Genomic DNA, 21,023 nt, shown 5'->3' with positions numbered 1-21,023 from the left:
TTATCATCAACTATGCCGAGCTAAAAACTTAAGAATCAGAAGGTTTTTCTTTGATATCCATCAAATACACCCATTGTATTTCCGTTCAAACAATGAGTACCCACATCTCTCTATTTCTTTAGTGTAATAGAAATCTATAAGATCCTTAATATCAGTACCTGGCTTTTCAAATTCGATTTTCTGAACAAAAATACTGCTAATAATACTACTGCTAACTAAAAGTAAAATAGTAACAACTGACAAGAAAACTTTTTTATAGTTTAGCTCCATCCATACCAAAACGGCAATTGAAAGTGAGAGAAGAATCCCTATCAAGTATCTCTCGTGATAAAAACTAATTGGCAAAATCGGTAATGATCCTAAACAAACAAGTAGAAAAGTAGCACTTAGGAGCTTGAACATCCAATTTATACTTGTAACCTTTGAGCTTTTTGAAATAAAGTAGATCAATATAGCAAAAGATATGTATATAGCTATTTCTAAGTACGAAATGACATGATATATATAGTCTTGCAAAAATGAACTTGCGCCACCTGATTTCCCTGGATCAATTCCAAACAATAAAACTAAAATAGAATTTGGTAAACTGTGAAATGTGAGCTTAGGTACCCAAGCAATACTGAAGTTTGGAAATATGAGTACTTGTAGACGAATCAAAATTGCACAAGTTACTACAAACATTATCTCGTACCTACAGTTCTTTATACACCGTAGAAAAACAGTTTTCATATTCCTACTTGATTTGGTCAAACTCAAAGCCTGAAATATAATTTCTGCTAGTAGAAAAAACATACCAATATATGAAGTCATAATTAGTAGAAATCTGGCTAGCCACAATTTATTTGAATATATACTATCTCCGAGTACAACAGCTTTATAGAAATAATGTATGTAAATAATAGTTGCAGAAGCTAGCATCGAATACATTCGAAATTCCGTAGAATAAACTAAAAATAGTGGATTTATAGCCAACACCAACATTATCAAGTATGCTGACTTGTCTTTCATAAACTCTTTTGTGAATTTATAAGTGAAAACCAAGAACGGAATTCCAAAGATTATACTAGAAGAACGAAGAAATGTTTGATCTGGAGATAAATATCCCCAAACCTTCGTCAATATATAGTAAAGAAAAGGTTTGCCATCACCAATCATGAGCATCAAAGCCCTACTCCAATTTGACTTTATCAACTCCATGGTAAAAAGTTCGTCATACCAAAATTGCTGACGCAAAGCTATAAGAGCTAGCGAAACCAATATATATATAGCAATTATGACTACCAAAAATCTGTGAGTTTCGATAGTATGGATAATTTTTTTGCAATTCAACTTTTTCATAAATAGTTATTTTCAAGTATGAGTTACCGAGGTTTCTGAGTATGTAATGAAACAATTATATGCTATGAATCAGATTTTTTCCACATGTTATAATGAATTTAATGATAAGCATTTACAAAAAATCACAAGGTAATAATGACGCTAAGTTCAACCAAATCGCCGAAACTTTACCAAACTCATGGCTAGATATAACAAATGCAGATAGTAATGATTTTCGAGAAGTTTTGAAACTTTGTCCGAACTTGGTACTAGAAGATATTGATGATGTACTTGATGAGTCAGAAATTCCAAGAATCGAGAAGCATGATGATACTATAGTTGTCATATTGAGAGTTCCGGAAAGGCTTGTTGGTGACAAGAACATATTTACAAAGACATTTACTATAATTATCAGTCCACAGTACTTCATAAGTATCTCACCTATAGATACAGAGCTGAAAAAGTCTGTTTTCAAATCTAACCAAATATATACAAGTCAAAGAGCAAAGTTGTTGATCAGTTTCCTTAGCGTAATATCTGAAGATTATATTTTCAATATAAGGGATTATACAAAAAAATTCAGACAACAAAAATTATCTTTGGAAAGCGTGAGTGCCAAAGATGTTGGTAAACTTATTGAAGTTGAAGAAGTGCTGACTGAATACAAGTCAATATTGATTCCCTTGAAGTCGATTTGCGAAAAAATAAATAGTGGTTCATATATACAAATTCATGAAGAAGATATGGATTTACTAGATGACATGAAAAACAATATTGATCAAGCTACAGTATCATGCGGTTCTATACTTGAAGGTATAAAGTCTCTAAGAGATAGCTATCAAATCGTATTTACAAATGCTTTGACAAAGAAAATCAATCTACTCACTGCTTTGACATTGATTATCACAATTCCAAATGTCATCACCAGTTTTTATGGTATGAATGTCCCTTTACCAATGCAATATCATCCGTATATGAGCTTGATCATACTTGGGATATCACTCTTAGCTATATCAATATTCATAATATTCGTCATTCGAAGGATTATTGGATAGTGTTATTATTTTATATAAGGGAGTACCAATAAACACGTAGTAGTGCAAACAAATGTTAACTCAACTTAAATTTCTCAATATCTTTAGAAGCATTGCACTGAGAGTAATTCTGCGGGACCTGGATTCGAACCAGGATTCTCGGCTTCAAAGGCCGTTGTCCTACCGTTAGACGATCCCGCATCATTTCATACCGAGAGAGGGAATCGAACCCTCATGATATTGCTATCGCGGGATTTTGAGTCCCGTGCGTCTACCTATTCCGCCATCTCGGCATACTTTTGAAGTAATTGAAAGTAAAAAATTATAATACGAAAGAAATCATTTGGCAATGAAAATCATAAAAATGTATAGCAAACAAAAAGTAGAAGACTGTGAAACTTTGTATATTGTGCAATCACAATTTGCAAGAATCAAGCCTTGGCAATTATTTGACAAAGAGAAATACAGATATAGATACAAGCGTCCCAATCAAGAACAAAACCAAATCTCTGAGATAATCTCTACTTTCACTTTTCAAAAACTTCTTAAATACACCCAAAAGCAAGAGAAAACCGATCAATGCAAACATTATCCATGAAAAAACATCTACAAAATATATTTCAGATAGCAAAGCGTGGACAAATACCAAAGGAACAAGCAGCCAAACTATAGAATGTAGCATCTTCCAATTTCGAAACTTCCTCTGTACAGAGAAAAGCGATGTAGAGAGCATCAATAGCATTATCAAATTTGCAAGTGATCCCGGGAGTGTCTCTCTTGTAAGTAAGTTGATCAATTTGAAATCATACTTTTGCCATATAGTAAAAGAAGAGTGTATCAAAGCAATGCTACCAGAAACAATGCCAAATACTCTTCTGTTGGATGCAAGCACAGAGACAAACTTCTTGAGCTTAGGATTTTGTATTGTTTTGACAATATTTATCGGAACTAAAGTTAGGAACAAAAAAAGTATAGATAACCATGCAGTTGATCTTATGAACCCAAAACTATTTTTTGTAATTACAGGGTATACAATAGCTAAACCTAGACTTACTGCAAGATAGATTGAGATTTTTTGGGTTTGATTTAGTTTCGACATAAATTTTTGAAATTTGATAAATTTCTCATGAATTAAACTTCAAATTATTATATACTTATCTATAAGCTTTTATCAATTATTTGATCAGATAAAGATCTGTAACTTGTTTGCGTAATATAGTTTTGAGTATTTGAAGTGCATTTTCTTACTTGATCAATTTGACAATTCAATCATGAACAAAAAAACACTAACCATCATCACAATCATAATTTTTCTTATAGTAATAGCTATATCTATCGGTGGATTGTTGTATTTACGAAACAACACTGAAAGTGAATCAGCAAAGTCAAAGAGTTCTGCACAATCGAAAAGTTCTGCTATAAGTTCGTCACAATCTCAAAAATCCCTAAGTACTTCTAGTGCTAACTCAAAGTTATTGACTATAACAGAAACTGAATTAGCTAGACATAATTCGCAAGATGATTGCTACATCGCAATATCTCGCAATGTCTATGATCTCTCCAATTTTCGACATCCTAGCCCAGATGATTTTACAGTGCTTTGTGGTATAGATATAACGAATTCAACACATCCTGGAGCTGCACCTTTTACAACCTCAAAAGTATTAAATCAAATATCTAAATACACCATTGGGACTTTAGGGAATTGAAAAGATTAGCACAACTTTATCACGAGACATACTAAATAGGATTGCAATTGACAAAGTCAAAATTTGATACAGTTACTCTTTGCATATCTCCTTTGTGTGATTTTGGAAATCTATACGAGCTAGATTTCTTTATATTTTCATTGAATCGCCCTATCTTGTAGTATTGCAAACAATCCACTCTTTGTCCAAAATCACTTATCATTCCGATATAACTAAATTTTTTGTCAATCAAAACTTCTATGCCTGTACCGTTTTTAGAGTAAAAGGTCTTTGTATTTTCATCGCTTAATTTATCTTCATTTGTCATTTGAAAGTATTTGTATTCAGGATATGTTGATTTTATGTTACGAACAATTTGATTTCGCTCTCTTGATATGACATCACCTTGAAAAATGAATTTGGCAACTATGGATATAACTCCAGTCAACAGAAGTAGACTAAGTATAATGTTTACGATTACTGATAATTTGAGTTTATGTTTGTCTGACATGTCTTATAAAAACTTTGGTATGTACCTTTATTCTCAAGGAGTGCAAAGCCACTCCTTGGTTTTGAAAGATGTACTCGCATACTTGCTATTGCAAGTCTTTGTCTGTCAATATCTTGAACTCAGCCTCACCTTTTTTCAGTGTATCTTTGAATAAAGATACTTCTTCGCCATCAAAATACATAGTATAAAACTTCTGATCAAATATGAATGCTAAAGAACATAGAGTAGAGTTTGCTTCTGACGAGTTCTCTGTAAGTAATTTAGCATTGATTGTTTTGTTGCCAAACTTTATAACTACATCTTCTAATTGAGGACCATTTTTTAGATTTGAATTCATCATTGTTTGATAGTTTAGATCGACATCTTGTGTCAAAATTTGTACATTAAATCCAAAGATATTTCGATAATCACTTTGCCACAACATATCTTCTACAGATCCATTGTGGGATTCTACATATGACAAATTGTATGAATATGTGCTAATTGAATCACCCCCTACTTTAGTCTCACTTTTGTATCCTGAAAATGTTTTCTTGCCTTCAAAAGCAACATTGGGAACCAAGAGCTTTACTTCTGTCATTTCATTTGGATTTGTATAATCTTTACTCTCGGTAATTACAATCTTTATCTGATCGTCTGAGATAGTTTTGAACTTTATTGAATTATCTTTCAACAATTTGCTCATAAATTCATTTGTGAATTTGAGATTATCCTTATTGTCTAATCTGGAGTCACTTAAATCTATCTTCACGAAATATGTCATATTCTCATACTCAAAAAGTACGAAATCACTTCTGTATGTATTTTCGCCTTCATAGCTATATGTATAAACTTTCCAAACTCCATTTGTAGATAAAACTTTGTCATCAAGCATTATCCTTAAATTCTCAATTACTTGCATATCTACAGAAGAAGTCTCTCCTGCTAACTTTGTAACATTGTCTATATTAACATCGTCTATAGATTTTGAGCTTGTCATATCAATACTCTGCATACTTGGAAAAATCTTACTTTCATCCAAATTTACTCCATCAAAAATGCTCACTTCAATTCCTGACAGTAAAGATGAACTTAAACTATAATTTGACAAATTGAATGAATACTTAGCTTCAAGATAATCTTCTGTTGGATTTTCTAAATATTTGCTAATCTTCTGTTCAATTCCATACATTGGATTGAAATCTTGGTTACTATAGAGGTCATCATAGATATAGTCTTCTTGTACTACAGAATCTTGCAAGTAGTATCCAAAGTAATTCATATCTCCTAGTTCTGGTAGAGAAAACACTAGAAATTTGCCTGATACATCTGAGATCTTTTGTGACTTAGGATTGTCAATTGTCCCAGAGTCGATAGATATTGGTTCTCTCTGAACGGTTTTCAACTCAATTCCAGCTAACTCTTTCATATCTATAGTACCATTTTCAATTCTTTCGTATGAGATAAGTCTTACTTCACTTTCGAGTTGCCCATTTTTATAGTTTCTTTCAATTGTTTTTCGGAATGTAGAAGGGTTTATATAGTACTTACTACTGTAAGAATCAGCTTCTTTGTAGAGCGTATAATTGCCAACCTCAGTTTCATATACCAAGTACTCTACTCCATCTACTTTCTCCATATAACTTTTGTACATACCTGCATTTGCTGGATTCAAAACCTGAATCATAAATGCCAAATCAGGATCTGACCACAATTGACTTATCATATCTAGCTTTTCACATTCGTCCTTGGAATAACCTTCGGGGCAAGTATTTTCCAAAAGTCCATTTTCTTTCCAAAGTTCTTGAATAGCATACTTACCTCCCATGTACTGGATACTTTCATGTCCTTTGTCTGTAGACATGTAGATATTTATAATGTTTCTCAAGTCACCCATTGACATTATACTTTTAGAATTATTTCCTTGTTTGTACTCCTTCCAATTCATAGTATAAGTATAATTGTGATACTGCTTCATGTAGCTAGCAATTTCAGGATCTTGCATCATTTCATTGTACTTATCCTTACTTATAAGAAGATAATCCCATGGTTCACCTGCCCAAAAATATGAAGTTGAATACTCCCTTACGATCAAATCAGATTTATTTGGGACCTTTTTGAGTATTTCGTCTAATTTGTTTCTTTCAGCTTCGTTAAGTGAGTCAATAACTGAAGTATTTGCGTATGATTGTGCATTTCCGCTCCCATTAGCAATTTTTGTGAGATTTGATGAATTCCCAGTTGAATTATCTGAAATTTGGTTACTTACTTCAGAAAGTGAATTAGTTCTTGAAACAATATTGTTTGCCTCAAGAAACTCTATGTCTTCTTTTGTAAGCCCAGTTTGTTTCTGCAAACTATCTGCAAAGATTTTACTTGTCCTTGAGAAACTGTCTTGCTTTTGATAATTATTGTAAAAAATGATCCCACTAAAAAGTATCACAACACATAGAGCCATCATTGAAAACCTGAAACCTATGGGTATTTTCAATGCATGGATACTAAATTTTTTGTTCGCTGGTGTTGAAGTTGATTCTTGCATTTCTTTTGAAGAATAATTTTCTAGATTCTCGATACGAAATGATATGTCATTCCAACTACGAACTTGCATATTTACTAGTTCATGCTCGGAAATACTATCTTTACTGAGAAAAGAATCTGTTTGTGTTTTTTGGTGAATAATGTTTCTCATAGTATCTACCATAGATATTATTCTTGGGGAACAACTTTTTCTTTGAGGTATTTTATTCCCCTTTTTTGATAAGTATGAACAGCATCTTCCGAGATATGAAGTATTTGTGCAGTTTCTGCTCGGCTTAAGCCTTCAATAAACCGATATCTCATGACATACTTCAGTTTATCACTGAATGTATCAATCACATCTTTACATTGCTCTATCATCTTTTCATGTTTATTTGGAATTTCTGTAGATGAAATATTTGGATCATCCAGTGCTTCGTATTCATCTATAAAAGATGATATTTCTTCATTGAATTCAACTTCAGCCATTGCTATGTTTTTCTTGACCCATTCTTTGTAAACATTTTTTGCTATCCCAAAGAGTAATTTCAAAACTTCTTCTTCAGAAATAGAATTTTCAAGAGTATACTTGTACCCACGCAAAAATGTTTCTGAAACCAAATCTTCTGCTGTATCTCTGTTTATGTAGGGTTTATGATAGAAGAAGTAAAAAAATCGTTTGAAGTTCTCGACATGGATTTTGGCAAAAGTTTGTTTCATCAACTAATGAGTTAGTTTTATTTCGTAACTTTCTTCAAATATACAATAAATCTAAGAGTTATGATATTCAGACTTCTTTCATCTCTTGACATGGTGTAGATTGAGTCTCCATCTATGACCATCTGATCAAGCTGATTTAGGATTTCATTTTCACAATGCATCTCTGTAGTCAAAACATTTTATATATATACCTTACCAGATTTTATGTTTTTTACATTGCCATTTAAAGTATTACAAAATTGCCAATGTACACTACTTGCTTTGAATTCTAAGTTTCCACCACTAAAAATATCTGCTATATACCTCATGAACTGAGGGGAACAAAATAGAATTCAACAAACTTAAGATTGAATCATAAAAACACATGTATTTTCTTATACCTTCTCAAAATCATATATGCTAAGACAAGTCCCACATTCAATATCAACAAGATCATTAGCAAATTCGCTTAGTCAGTCGTTCAGACAAGTCAACTAGTTATCATTCCGGATTCTGATCTATGCCATCCCAATCTCCTACTTTTGTTGGATTTTGGAAAAAATATCATTATCTTTGTTGATATTGCAGATAGTATATAAATTGTCTCTTTGCTTCTGAAGATACTTTTTATATTTTAATGATTGATAAATTTATCAAAGATTTAGTTTGAGATAACTTGTCAATGCGATAGTGCTTACAGTCAATATATGACTATAGGCTTCACTACCTCATACCAATCTTTCGAATCCATAATTATACTAACACATTTGTCTCCTGCATTGAAGACTATCTTTTCATTTTCCAAAACTTCAGCATCAAAATATGTAGGTAGATCAAATATATTGCCAAATGGTGGCACTCCACCTACTTCCACTCCAGAAGTTACATCAAAAACTTCTTCGTGACTGAGAAATTTGATTTCTTTAGCATTGAAGAACTTCTTGACTGCATTTGCATTCATCTTTTTGCTTCCTGGAACTACAATCATTATTACTTGCGAGGTTTTGTCTTTCAATACTAGTCGCACAAGAAGTGATTTCATACCATTTTTTATGGTAAGTCCAGTTCCATACAAACTGCGTATGCTTGCAGCTTCTTCTGAAGTCCTGACTGACTCGTGATATACTTCTTGATGATCTATACGGTGTTTTTCAAGCAATGTTTTGATTTGATGATATGCTGACATTAGTCTAAACTCACTTCTTTTTCGAGAAATTCAATTCTGCTCATATCAGGGTTTTCACTCATTCTCAATTTGCAGAGCTCTATACACTTCTTAGCCCTCATTATCCACCAATCATCATCTAGAATACCTTCTAACCTGTTTTTCCAAATAAATAATTCAAAATGCTCCATTGCCTTATCGTAATCTGCACTACCATCGCTTCTTGACTTGAGATAATATGCACTTCCAAGCCCATCCTCTGGATCTGAATCCTTTGGCTCTGCAAGAGCAGATAATTTATAGTAAATTATAGCAAGTTGAAGATCACCTTCATTCTTTGTAATATTTCCAAAAGCATTCAGATTTGCAGCAAGTACTTCCCGACTTTCCCCAATACAGACATATAAGCTTAATGAATTTTTCAGGCGTGGATAGTAGTCTTTCAACCATCCTTGACCTGCGAGGTTGAGATTTTCAAAGTAGCCTAAAGACTTCATTGATACTATGTCAGCCGAACCAAATTTCTCAGTGATATCAAAAGGTTCAGTTTTTTTCATATCAGAAAGATATACACGATCCCCGACAATTGCTATACCTGTAATGTGACCAAATATATTCATAGGTAAGTACTTGATACCTAGTTCTTCTAGATATGCTTGAGCTAGGAGTGAGTATCCTTGGCAATAAGTCATCTTGCGATCAAGTATTCCTTTTCCTGTCATACTATAACCGTAGCCAGCCATCCTATTCATCATATTTGCGACATCCACACGATCATACTTTACTCTACTTAGAGTCTTATGAATATCTCGAAGAGCTTCAAGTTTAATGACATCTCTTTCTTCTTCAGTGTTAGCATGTTGTATCCTCTCTTTGAATTTCTGGATTCCCATATACTCGTAAAGAGTTTCAGTTTTATCGCCCTCTACTATATCTGCCATCAAGTTATCACGAAGTTTTTGCTTACCTCGCTCGACTATCTGAGACAAAACTCCGATCTCAGGCAACGAAACAAAGCTTTCGACACCTTGCTTTATAGCTGATTGGAAAGATTGGAAAGGTGGAGGGGGAAGAACTACTTTACCTATCACTTTACCGATCATTTTATTTGCAAGATTCTTTAGAACCTTACTTCGAAAATATCTATCATTGATACCTTCAAGATAATATCCAAGTTTAGCTCTAAATGTTCCATCGTTTATTCTTTTGGTTTTATTAAGTCCGTAAACAAATACCATTATCAACTTCTTTCTTCGATCTGCACTTATCTCAGTTCCTTCATGTCTACTAAGTTCCTTATGATAATGTCTCCTCCCTAGTATATCTATCTCAACTTGCCTGATTTCTTCCCTCGTAAGTTTACCTTCATCTAACTGCCCACTAAAGCTAATCCAAATTCTATAACTGACTTTGACAGAGCAAGTACTTCTTCTCGAGAATCGAAACTTCTAAACTTCCGTCCATTTTTTAGTAAGAACTTTGCATCATCTGCGTTTTCGGACAAATACTTTCCAACTCTTATATATTTTGCTGCTATATCATCAATAATTTTAGAATCAACTCTATGCCGTATATCTTTGACTGCCTGCAAAAGATCAGCCTTAGTAAACCCTTGAGGTAATGTAATTTCGATACTTTCTTCGCTTTCTTGAACTTCGTATTTATCGCCAATGCGAAAACTTACGCCATCATTTTTTGAAGCAAAATGATTTAGCGCTTCCAAAATTCTATACCCATACACTTCAGATACTGGCTTTCTGGCTTGTTCAAGTGTATTTTGTAAGTTTTGGAACAAAGACATGTTTATGGCATTGACAACATTTTGCTAAACACCTTCAGTACAAAATTCCTCTTACCTGTTTCCGCAAGCGCATAAACTTCAGAAAAATCTACATTCCAAATATCACTAAAACTAAAGTCTACCTCAGCTACATTTGATGGATTTATATTGCCACTACGATAACCCTCTGGTTGAGTTTGCATTATCAAATATACTCCTTGAGGCATCTCATCAAACTCATAGTAACCATCTGCATTTGTATATGTAGCACCCAAGACTTGCCCTTCAGTAGTTATAATCTCGATCTTGACACCCACAATTGGAGATTTGGTGACTTCGTTGAAAACTCTGCCAGAAATTTTTTTGCTCAACTCTCCAAAAAGATAACGTTCCCCACTATAGCTTGTGATATCTATATCTGAAAACACATCATCGCTAGAAACCTCTCCCCCTATAGTTCCCAAAGTATCCTTGCCATCTATATATTTAGGCTGTACTTCCTTGATTTGGTACTTACCAGGTAATAAATTGGCAAATTCAAAGTAACCGTTGTCATTGGTAGTTTTGCTAGAAATCACATTAAATATTTTAGTTGAAGCATCCTGTTGCTTTTCAAGATAAATGAATACATTTTTTATACCTTTCTCATTTGCAGATTTTTGCCCATCATTATTTTTGTCTAAATAAACATATCCAGATAATTTTGGAAGATCGTCAGACTCTCCGAAGTTAACATTAGGAATGGAAGTATTGTATGCATTGATACTGAAATCAAATCTGTTTGTAGGTATCTGTATAGAAACCAATCCATCAGGTTGTACTTGTTCTACATAGTAATTATTAAGATCGTTAGTTACAGGCATATATACAAATTCATAGTACCCATTGATATCAGTCTGTGTAGTCTCTAGAAGCTCTCCTGATAATGATTTCAAATTCATAGCTACATTCTCTAGTTTTGTTTCTCCATTATCATACTGACCATCCTTGTCTTGGTCAAGGTAACTGATTCCAGAGATCTTTGTTAGATATGGATCTGTACCTATTACTGGCAAACTTTGTATCTCATTCAAGTTCAGTAACCATACATTTGCATCTGTACCTATACTAGATACTGCAAGCACATTTGTATTGTCATTGTATGTAAGAGCAGCAAGAGATCCTGTTGCAGGTATACTTGCTACAAGTTCCCATGTGTATAGATTCTTTGTTCGAATTACTTCTTTATTTGTAGTAATTATATATACATAACCATCGTTATCTACAGCTATAGGATTGAATTGTTGCACTGGTAGTCTTCCTCCAGGAAGTGTATGGAGGGTTGCATTTCCACTAGAGTTCTTTATCGAGAATATGCCGTTTGAACTTGTAATTCCTATTATCTTATCTTCCAATCTCGTTAGGCGGGCAACTATACTAGGAGTAATAACAGAGTATCCATACCCTACTATCGGAACTTCGGTAAGTGTAAGTGATGCATCGTCAAGATTAGTTCTTTTTATTTTTACATATGCCCCAACATCTCTGATAATAAAATAACCAAAATTATTGTTGTTCAAAATGTCATAAGCTCGATAATTGCCAGTTTGAGCCAACATATTCCAAGTATTGCCACCATCTAAACTTGCAAATAAACTACTATAATTTTGAGTTTGAGTGGAATTTATATTTCCAGTTGACACATACCATGTATCTCCTATATGGGTTTGACCTAATGAGTGAACTGTATTTGGCAAAGTTCTAAATTTGATTATTCCCTCTTCAGGAGTAAATGTATACACATTACCTAGCTCCCAACCATCACCAAAAGCTGGGTCTGTACCAAGTATGTACATCTTGTCATTATATACATCTATATCGTGAATCCCATCTTCTTTATAGATATTTGTGGGAACTCCATCAACATCTCTCAGTATAGGAATAAGATTATCACCTTCAAACTTCGTCAGCAATCCTCCAGGACATCCCAGAGGTACACAAGCACTTATCCCTATGTACAATTCATCTCTATAATACTTCATTACATAGATCCCAAAATTACTATTCGGCACACCCCCTCCACTATATGTTTGAAATGTTGTTAGTGTATCAAGATGCAAAGATTGAGGTTGGATAAGCTCATCAGCATTTACTTCTCTTGTAATCTGAGCTGATTTTGAAAATATAGTAATAAACAGAAAAATTGTTATTGTAAGAGCAGATAAGTAATAGGCTGCCTTGTAGATTGGCTTCATTTCTTGATAAAATTTTGAATTGCAACTTCGCAAAGTTAAACTTTTTTTGTGCGAACAAACTATTTCCAAACTTAGAATGATTTCGCAAATGCAGTCATAATAGCATAATCTTTTTTTGACTACTATAAAATTTACACTGACACTAAACATCAGTTTAATATGTCAAATAAATTCCCTCGCCATCTCTAAGCCTAGTAATCTTAAGATCATTTTCCTTTTCAAATTTAGCAAGAGTATCTTCATGTTCATCTTGATAATGTGGCCAAATTTCACCTTCCACAAAGCCAAATCCCTGAAAATTTGATGCTCCGATTTCCATCTCATCGTCTAACTCTACCTGAGCACATTTGAAAGAGCTTGCCATAACCATCGAGCTAGCAGATGATCCAATGTATATTCCATTTTGGCTGAGGAACTTTTTGAGGAGTGGACCAAAATCATATCGATCGAGCCAATACTTCAAATATCCAGGCAATCCACCTGATAAAAGCAAGATATCAAATTTCAAAAGTTTTTCTTGTAGAGAAATCACCTTTGTCAAGCTTCCTGATGCAAACTCATTTGAATCTATATCAATAATTTCAAAATTTGCGAACTTAGATTCCACAAATTCTTGTGAATGCGGTGTAAAGCCTACATCATACCCATAGCCACTATTTCCAGTTTCAATGTAAGCAATGTTTTTTGTATAAAGATCAGGAATATTCTCTTCCAGCACTTTGATACTTTTGGGATCTGTGGAGTTTGAGAATAAAAAAATATTGTACATAGATATTTCAAATAACCCAAATTAGCCCTAAAAACACGCCTAGAACCCCGACAAACAGGAAAGCTCTAACTATCCTTTCCTCTCGCCAACCAAGCATCTCAAAGTGATGATGAAGTGGCGCCATTTTGAAAATCCTTCTTCCTAAAAATCTCCTTCCCAATCCTTGTATAAATGAACTTGCAAACTCAATCAAAAACATTAGGCAAAATGGTACAAGTAGAAAAGCCTGATTTAGTGCAAGAGCAATTGCAGTTATTATGACTCCTAGTGCAAGACTCCCTGTATCTCCCATTTCTACCTTTGCAGGTTTTTTGTTATAGTAAAAGTAAACAACTAAACCTCCTAGCAAAATAGAGATGAGTACTGCTATAGGACTGTTTCTTTTAACAATAGCTACTATGAAAAATCCTGTCAAAGTAATTATCGATAATCCAGAAGACAAACCATCAACTCCATCTGTGATATTTACAGCATTTGCCATTGTCATCACTGTCAAAATCGTAAATGGGTACATCAGTAGACCCAAAGAAATCGCCCCTAAGAATGGAATTGTTACACCAGAAATTCCCATATACCCATAAATCCACCAAGCTATAATTGTTCCTATTACGACCTGCACCAATATCTTTTCATGAGCCTGAACTCCTTTTCCGGGATTGCTACCAAGTATAAAAAAGAAGTTTTTATATGCATGCCAAGGAAATAAAATCGCTAACTTCACTCTCTCGAAGATTGATTTATGGACAGTGATCAATTTCAATACCCTAGAAAGTTTCAATATAGCTCTATCAGTCCCAAACAAGTTCAAAAGGTCATCGACTCCTCCCAAAATTGCAGCTAAAAGAAAAACTAAAATTGGAATTTTGATAACCCCAGCTCCAAAAAAGTTAGATACATTCTGTAGTATGCCAATAGATGAATCATAAACAAATCTACCTTCTGGCAAAATATAATTCGCAAAAAGAGATACTATAACTGTCGGAATGATGAATATCAGTCCTCCCATTATAGGCTTACCATCTTTTTCTGTAGCATTGATATTTCTTGATGAACGACGAGTGATATCAAACTTTATCAGTAGTTGGATAATTAGCTTTGATAGTAAAATACTTATCAATAGCGACAGAGTGAAGAAAATCGTATATTGTATGAACATAAATTTGATTATACCAAAACGACAGATTAAAACTTATTGATATTGCATACGCAAATATGTACAATAATTAGTAGAAAACATTTTTAGATTCTATCATTACTAAAAATAAACATGAAAACACTGCTCAAACTAACAATATACACACTATTGCTGCTTGGTATATTTACCCTTCCTGCGTATGCAGCTACTACAAGATATGTAGAGAGAATATCAGTTGATAGTTCAGGAAATCAAGCAAATGGTCATTCAGTAGGTATAATTGGTGGACTAGCTGATGACAAAAGAATAGCAATTACAGGAGATGGTAGATATGTTGTATTCAGCTCTGCAGCATCAAACTTAGTTCCGGGAGATACGAATGGTTTGAAAGATGGATTCTTGTTTGATAGAAACCTTGGAACAATTCGAAGAATAAATCTTACAAACCTTGAAGAAGAAGCTGTTGGGATATCTGTAACTAATTTTTCACTTTTTCCAAGCATTTCTTTTGATGGAAGGTATGTCGAGTTTGGCTATAAGTCAACTAACTTAAGCCCCAGTAGCTCTGTTGGTATCAGTATTTTTCGAAAGGATTTGATGTCAAATGCATTGATACAAGTTGATACGAGTAGTTCTAGTGTTCTCGGAGACCTACCTACAACTCATGGTACTATGACAGTAGATGGTAAATTTGTAGCTTTTGCCTCAAACTCTACAAACTTGGATACAGTACCAGGAACTCCTAGTTTTCGACAAATATACTTGAAAAATATAGAAACAAATGAAACTTATCCAATTTCTTTAACCACATCTCATACATATTCAAATAACACCTCTGATTTTCCTGACATATCAAACGATGGAAATTTTATAGTGTTCGAATCAACAGCTTCTGATTTAGTTTTGGTTGACACAAACGCGAAATCTGATATCTTTTTAAGAAATAGACTGACAAACACAACAACCAAAATATCAACAGGTATAGGTGGAGCAGAAGCTAATGGAAATTCAAATTTTCCATCTATCTCAGGAGATGGCAGATATATCGTTTATCATTCGACAGCGACAAATCTGGTCCCATCAGATACAGGTACTACAGATATATTTCTATACGATACGAGTGATGGAACTACGAGAAGAATATCTACAGGATTTGATGGAAATCTATCAAATGGAAATTCAACCTTTGGAAAGATATCAAATGACGGCACAAGCATCGCATATGCTTCTGTAGCAAGTAATCTGGTAGCATCTGACACAAATGCAAAGTCAGATATTTTTGTGTACGACCTTGCAACATCAACGAATAAGCTTGTTTCATTAGCTCATGACGGAGCACAGTCGAATAATGGCATATTTGCAGTTGCTTTCCCAGGAATTAGTAATAATGGTCGCTATGTAGCTTATGCATCATCTTCAAACAACCTCGTCCCTGGAGATACAAATTCAATGGTAGATGTATTTGTAACCTATACTAACGAAGATCCTACTGACATAAGCCTAAGTAATAATGTAGTAACAGAGGGTATAGTATCACCATACCAAGTTGGAGTACTGACAGCAACAGATGCAGAAGGAGACTCCCCATATACATACTCCCTATCATGTGCAGTACCAGGAGTAGATGATGGAGATTTCAATATATCAACAAACAACCTAAGACTAAATGTACAACCAGACTATGAAACGAAAAGTATCTACAGTCTATGTATCAGAGTAACAGATAACCTAGGGGGAGTATTTGACAAAAATTTCAATGTGTATGTGAGTGACAGTACCCCACCAACTCAACCTGTAATGATTGACCTGCTAACTAGTAGCGATACAGGTATATCTTCTACTGACAATGTCACATCAGACAATACACCAGATGTAAGCTTGACATGTAGTGAAGTAGGCAATACTCTAAAAGTGTATAGTGGTAATGACCTACTCACAACTTATACATGTACAGCTACTGGACCAGTAACATTAAATTTGATATTCCCAGTAACAAATGCTAGTTATGTACTCAGTTATACTGATACAAATGGATCAGGACAAGAATCAGCAAGATCGACTATATTGAATTTAGTTATACAAACAAGTACCCGTGTAGAGATAGTATCAAGTACGAACAGTACCAAGCCTACAGTAGTTGTGGTAACGGAAGTAGGAGATAAGGTGACTATACCAAATTTCACATGTACACCTACACCAGCAACAGGAAGTAGTGTAAGTTGTGTATCAAATGCAAACCTAACAGGTAGTAGCTACATGCTAACAGTATCGAAAGAGAGTATAGCAGGAGTTTTGGGGAGTACGGATGTTAGTATTACTATCAATGCATCTCTAGCTAGTACTGGTAAGATGAATGTACTACTTTCTCTAATACACTCTCTTTTTCATTGATTGTTATTGAATTATTCAAATTTAATGCTACCAATTTTTGAAAATAAATGTTCACACTTATCCTTCCAGGAAATTCTAAAAATAATGAACAGTATGCCAAAGATTTGGAATTCGAATTTCAAGGTCATAATTTGAATCCAATTACGATTCTTTACAATCACTGGCAAACTGGGGAAGAATTGATTGACTATGACTTTGAATTGACTAAGTTATACGAAATACTATCCAAACGCCAAAATGAGAGCTATAAAGTATTTGCAAAATCTGCTGGTATCATTTTGTTTTTGAAGTTTCTTGAAAGTTACCATACAATTGAGCATCCTACTCTTTCAGTTTTTGCAGGGATTCCTCTGAGATTCGCTGAAGCAATTGAGTACCCATTAGTTTGTCAATTGCAATCACTGACTAGCAGAGTCATTATTTTACAAAAAACTCTTGACCCCCAAATTGGATTTACTGCACTTAAAGAAAAGCTACCAGAAAGTGACATTTTGAAGTTGATAAATATTCCAGGAAATAATCATAACTATAGTGACCTAAATTCAATTAGCTACCTACTTCAACCTTAACTCTAGCTCTTTTACAAATTAAAGCGAGTAATTCTCCTTATTTAGAAAGCCTCCAATATCAATCTTTCTTCAAAATTCTTTACTATTGAAGTATAATTCTTACTGTGTTCAAAGCAAATCCCAACTTGGAATTGAAAATCAACTCACTTCCACAATTACCAGGTTGTTACTTATACAAAAATCAAGATGGAAAAGTGATTTATGTTGGCAAAGCCAATCGACTGAAGAACAGGGTGAAATCGTATTTCACTAACTATGATAGGTTAGACGGCAAAACCAAGTTACTCATTAGAAGTATTGATACTTTGGATTTCGTAGTTGTGGATAACGAGGCAGAAGCCTTGATACTTGAAACCAACTTGATCAAAAAACATAAACCAAAGTTCAATCGGATGAAAATGGACGACAAAAACTATTCATGGATTGAAATTACCAATGAAGATTTCCCCAGAATCAAGATTGTCCGACAACCCAAAAGTGCTGATATACATACCAAGAAAAAGAATAGTTCTACTTACCTGGGTCCTTACAACGATACTTTTCCTATCAAAGAGGTCATAAAAAAACTTAGAAAGTTGTGGAACTTTCGCACTTGCAATAGAACAATGTACCTAGAGAAAAGGGAAAATGGAGAAAGTTTGGTATGCTCAAACCCAAAGCCATGTCTGTACTTCAACTTGGGACTTTGCAAAGCTCCTTGTGCTGGGCAAATTAGTTCTAAAGAATACAAAAACTCAATAAACAATATCAAGCTCTTTCTTGGTGGCAAAAAACGAGAAATTTTGATTGATCTTGAAAACGAGATGAAAGTCGCAGCCAAAGAATTAGACTTTGAAAAGGCTATCACAATTAGGGATAAGGTAAACAACATTAAGTATGTATTGAACAAAGTAACCATAGGTTCTAAAGTTGATGATAAGTTGATAGATATACTCAAGCAACAAGAAAGAGCAACTGCTCTAAATGAATTACTTTCTGCAATTGACATGAAGGAGATTTATCAATCGAATTTTCGTATAGAGTGTTTTGACATTTCAAATATACAAGGAAAGTTTGCTGTTGGTGCAATGACAGTTATGGAAAATGGTCAGCTAAATCCGAATTCTTACCGCAAGTTCAAAATTAGAAGTAAAGACACTCCAGACGACCCTGGTATGATGAAGGAAATGTTGATACGAAGATTGAAATATATCCAAGAAACGAGCAATACTAGTAGTGAAATAGAAACTAAAGACAAACCTAGAACCTTTGGGATAACCCCCAATCTAATAATTATTGATGGTGGCAAGACGCAGCTTAGCAGAGTTGAAGAAGCCTTTCAATCAACAGAAATTTGCATACCATACTTTGGTCTTGCGAAAAAGTTCGAAGAGATAATTTTGCCCATTTTTGTTGATGAGAGTCCCAAAGGCAGAAAAATAGTAGGATACAAGACTATAAGTTTGAGAAGAAAGTCAGAAGCCTTGAGACTCATCCAGAGATTGCGAGATGAGTCTCATAGGTTTGGTATCACATATCATAGAAAGCTGAGAAGCAGTGCTATGTTGATTCGAAAATCATGACAATAATCTGAGCAATTCAAGATACACAAAGAATTTATCAAATGATTACATTACATTGCTTCCACTGTAAGTAGCGTTATTATTAGAACCATTGCCTCCACCACCGTTTCCTTGGGTGGATTCAAGCTTACTAAGCCTCCATCTTATGTCTTTTTGAGCTGCTACAACTTCTTCTAATCTTTTAATCTTGTCCCCTTGAGCTGCTACAGTTTCTTCTAATTTTTCAATCTTGTCCCCTTGACCTGCTACAACTTCTTCTAATCTTTTAACCTTGATCTCTAGAGATTCTACAACTTCTTCTAATCCTTTAATCTTGTCCCCTTGAGGTTCTAGCCCAAAATATGATTCTCCACTCATGTCCCTTGGAGATTCTTCAACTGCCGCTGAGTTGTAAAATACGATCTCATTATCTCCTACAAATTGTTTTAACTCCTGAAAATATTTGCTTGGTTCTGGAACTCCATTATTTCCTTCCTTTGAGCTACTTAATGATGTTGGATTACCTTGCCCTCTCTTTGTATCTACAGAGGCATTTTGTTTTCCTCCATTACCACCTTCAGATCTATAATTAGAGTGTTTTGGCCAGTTATCCTGGCTTCCCCTCCTATCAAAGATATCGGTTATCTGGATTACTGCATCATCTATTCTGTCACTAATTTTCCTTATTCCTTCACCAACTCTCCTGCGCCACTGACTTATCCTCCATGATATTGGCAATTTAGATACTTTATCATTTTCTTTAAGATTACTTTCTGTGGTTTTTTTTGCTTCTTTTGATACTTTAGCGTTTTGATTCTCTGAATTCATGGAATTGCCATGTCTTCTGCGGGAGAACACTGCCATTACTCCGACTAAACATAGTATACCACTAATACAAAGAATACCACTTAAATCGATGCTATTCTCCTTTTTGAATGTTTGAAGTGACTCTACTTGTCCTACCATAGCTTGATATTCAGGTCTAGGACCAATTCCAAGATCCTGTAACCATGGTCGACCTGCCTCTGAAGCTCCTGTCCCAGCTTCATTTCCTCCAACTACCGTTCTGCCTGCCGTTGAAGCGTCCATAAACTGGGCTTCTGCAGATATATTTGCGAAAACTTTTTCAAGTACTCCTTCCCACCCATCCTTTACTGCACCTTCAGGAAATGCCTTATCATAATACCCTTGCATCTTCTCAAACCTTGCCACGGCTTGAGGATCTCCACTTGCTACTAGCATAAGTTCATCCAAAAGATTTCCGCGCTCACCCGAAATCACTACTATTCCTTTATTGACTTCTTTCGGTGTTAGACCAGTTTGGGCAGCAACATCACCAACCAATCTATTATACGCATCAGAAGCTCCTGCTTGCCCATACTTTTCAGATAAATCTCGAACGAATTTTTCCATATTTTCAGCTCTTGTGCCCCGCTCAGGTGCATTACCAAGATACTCATCTAAACCTAATCCTTTGGATTTAGCTATTTGAGCAATTACTCCATAGATCTGATCCCTTGGACCGTCCCCAATATATTCCAAATAAGGACTTTGCCCGATATAATCTAGAGCTGGTATTGTTAGTGTTGATTCTCCTCCACGCATAAAAGTTTTTCACAAAAAGCCATTGCTCACGCAATTGACTTGTTGTCAAGTTTGTATATTTCATACATTCTTTATATATAGATTAT

At 34.4% G+C, this 21,023-nt stretch carries 18 protein-coding genes and 2 tRNA genes; 5 read left to right on the top strand and 15 right to left on the bottom strand.

Features of this window, described 5'->3' with window-relative positions:
* Positions 1 to 60 precede the first annotated feature (60 nt).
* The gene (locus IPJ91_00390) at positions 61 to 1,338 is read right to left on the bottom strand and encodes a hypothetical protein (GenBank protein QQR93602.1); all 1,278 of its coding nucleotides are present in this window, start codon (positions 1,336 to 1,338) and stop codon (positions 61 to 63) included.
* A 92-nt stretch (positions 1,339 to 1,430) separates the two neighbouring features.
* Here IPJ91_00390 and IPJ91_00385 point away from each other — a divergent pair, with 92 nt between their 5' ends.
* Positions 1,431 to 2,372 carry a hypothetical protein gene (locus IPJ91_00385; protein QQR93601.1) on the top strand — a complete coding sequence of 314 codons (942 nt, stop codon included), beginning with the start codon at positions 1,431 to 1,433 and terminating at the stop codon, positions 2,370 to 2,372.
* Positions 2,373 to 2,481: 109 nt separating this feature from the next.
* Here IPJ91_00385 and IPJ91_00380 read toward each other — a convergent pair.
* From IPJ91_00380 to IPJ91_00370, 3 genes are all read right to left on the bottom strand, one after another.
* Positions 2,482 to 2,552, bottom strand: a tRNA-Gln gene (locus IPJ91_00380).
* A gap of 8 nt (positions 2,553 to 2,560) precedes the next feature.
* Positions 2,561 to 2,644 (bottom strand) — tRNA-Leu (locus IPJ91_00375).
* A 152-nt stretch (positions 2,645 to 2,796) separates the two neighbouring features.
* A complete protein-coding gene (locus tag IPJ91_00370) occupies positions 2,797 to 3,450 on the bottom strand; it encodes a hypothetical protein (protein QQR93600.1) in 654 nt (217 codons plus the stop codon).
* A 172-nt stretch (positions 3,451 to 3,622) separates the two neighbouring features.
* Here IPJ91_00370 and IPJ91_00365 point away from each other — a divergent pair, with 172 nt between their 5' ends.
* Positions 3,623 to 4,060 (top strand): hypothetical protein, encoded by a 438-nt coding sequence (locus IPJ91_00365; protein ID QQR93599.1) that lies wholly within the window; start codon positions 3,623 to 3,625, stop codon positions 4,058 to 4,060.
* Between the two features lie 31 nt (positions 4,061 to 4,091).
* Here IPJ91_00365 and IPJ91_00360 read toward each other — a convergent pair whose 3' ends face one another.
* The 10 genes from IPJ91_00360 to IPJ91_00315 all read right to left on the bottom strand — a co-directional run bounded on the left by IPJ91_00360 (position 4,092) and on the right by IPJ91_00315 (position 14,852).
* A complete protein-coding gene (locus IPJ91_00360; protein QQR93598.1) occupies positions 4,092 to 4,550 on the bottom strand; it encodes a hypothetical protein in 459 nt (152 codons plus the stop codon).
* 85 nt (positions 4,551 to 4,635) lie between these two features.
* Positions 4,636 to 7,221 carry a hypothetical protein gene (locus IPJ91_00355; protein QQR93597.1) on the bottom strand — a complete coding sequence of 862 codons (2,586 nt, stop codon included), beginning with the start codon at positions 7,219 to 7,221 and terminating at the stop codon, positions 4,636 to 4,638.
* Positions 7,222 to 7,238: 17 nt separating this feature from the next.
* On the bottom strand, positions 7,239 to 7,769 hold the full coding sequence (locus IPJ91_00350; GenBank protein ID QQR93596.1) for an RNA polymerase sigma factor: 531 nt from the start codon (positions 7,767 to 7,769) through the stop codon (positions 7,239 to 7,241).
* 17 nt (positions 7,770 to 7,786) lie between these two features.
* Entirely contained in the window at positions 7,787 to 7,930 is a 144-nt protein-coding gene (locus tag IPJ91_00345) for a hypothetical protein (protein QQR93595.1), read from the bottom strand.
* Between the two features lie 518 nt (positions 7,931 to 8,448).
* Positions 8,449 to 8,934, bottom strand: coding sequence for a hypothetical protein (locus IPJ91_00340; GenBank protein QQR93594.1), 486 nt, complete (start codon positions 8,932 to 8,934; stop codon positions 8,449 to 8,451).
* Entirely contained in the window at positions 8,934 to 10,151 is a 1,218-nt protein-coding gene (locus IPJ91_00335; protein QQR93593.1) for a hypothetical protein, read from the bottom strand. The genes IPJ91_00340 and IPJ91_00335 overlap by 1 nt, the downstream gene beginning before the upstream one ends.
* 131 nt (positions 10,152 to 10,282) lie before the next feature.
* Positions 10,283 to 10,714 carry a hypothetical protein gene (locus IPJ91_00330; GenBank protein ID QQR93592.1) on the bottom strand — a complete coding sequence of 144 codons (432 nt, stop codon included), beginning with the start codon at positions 10,712 to 10,714 and terminating at the stop codon, positions 10,283 to 10,285.
* A 2-nt stretch (positions 10,715 to 10,716) separates the two neighbouring features.
* Positions 10,717 to 12,927, bottom strand: a complete 2,211-nt coding sequence (locus tag IPJ91_00325; GenBank protein QQR93591.1) for a carboxypeptidase regulatory-like domain-containing protein — start codon at positions 12,925 to 12,927, stop codon at positions 10,717 to 10,719.
* 154 nt (positions 12,928 to 13,081) lie between these two features.
* A complete protein-coding gene (locus tag IPJ91_00320) occupies positions 13,082 to 13,696 on the bottom strand; it encodes a Type 1 glutamine amidotransferase-like domain-containing protein (protein QQR93590.1) in 615 nt (204 codons plus the stop codon).
* Positions 13,697 to 13,703: 7 nt separating this feature from the next.
* Complete coding sequence (locus IPJ91_00315; protein QQR93589.1) at positions 13,704 to 14,852, bottom strand: hypothetical protein; 1,149 nt, start codon at positions 14,850 to 14,852, stop codon at positions 13,704 to 13,706.
* 111 nt (positions 14,853 to 14,963) lie between these two features.
* On the opposite strand from IPJ91_00315, the gene IPJ91_00310 reads away from it, so the two are divergent.
* The 3 genes from IPJ91_00310 (at position 14,964) to IPJ91_00300 (ending at position 19,353) form a co-directional block, all read left to right on the top strand.
* Positions 14,964 to 17,222, top strand: coding sequence for a hypothetical protein (locus IPJ91_00310; GenBank protein ID QQR93588.1), 2,259 nt, complete (start codon positions 14,964 to 14,966; stop codon positions 17,220 to 17,222).
* A gap of 47 nt (positions 17,223 to 17,269) precedes the next feature.
* Positions 17,270 to 17,791, top strand: coding sequence for a hypothetical protein (locus tag IPJ91_00305; protein QQR93587.1), 522 nt, complete (start codon positions 17,270 to 17,272; stop codon positions 17,789 to 17,791).
* A 104-nt stretch (positions 17,792 to 17,895) separates the two neighbouring features.
* Positions 17,896 to 19,353, top strand: a complete 1,458-nt coding sequence (locus IPJ91_00300; GenBank protein ID QQR93586.1) for an excinuclease ABC subunit UvrC — start codon at positions 17,896 to 17,898, stop codon at positions 19,351 to 19,353.
* A 45-nt stretch (positions 19,354 to 19,398) separates the two neighbouring features.
* Here the strand turns inward: IPJ91_00300 and IPJ91_00295 are convergent, their stop codons facing one another.
* Complete coding sequence (locus IPJ91_00295; GenBank protein ID QQR93585.1) at positions 19,399 to 20,937, bottom strand: hypothetical protein; 1,539 nt, start codon at positions 20,935 to 20,937, stop codon at positions 19,399 to 19,401.
* Positions 20,938 to 21,023: the final 86 nt, after the last annotated feature.

It is taken from the genome of bacterium (assembly GCA_016699595.1).
GTDB lineage: Bacteria > Patescibacteriota > Dojkabacteria.
Note: the sequence above shows the minus strand (reverse complement) of the source record. Positions and strands in the feature narration are given on the sequence as shown.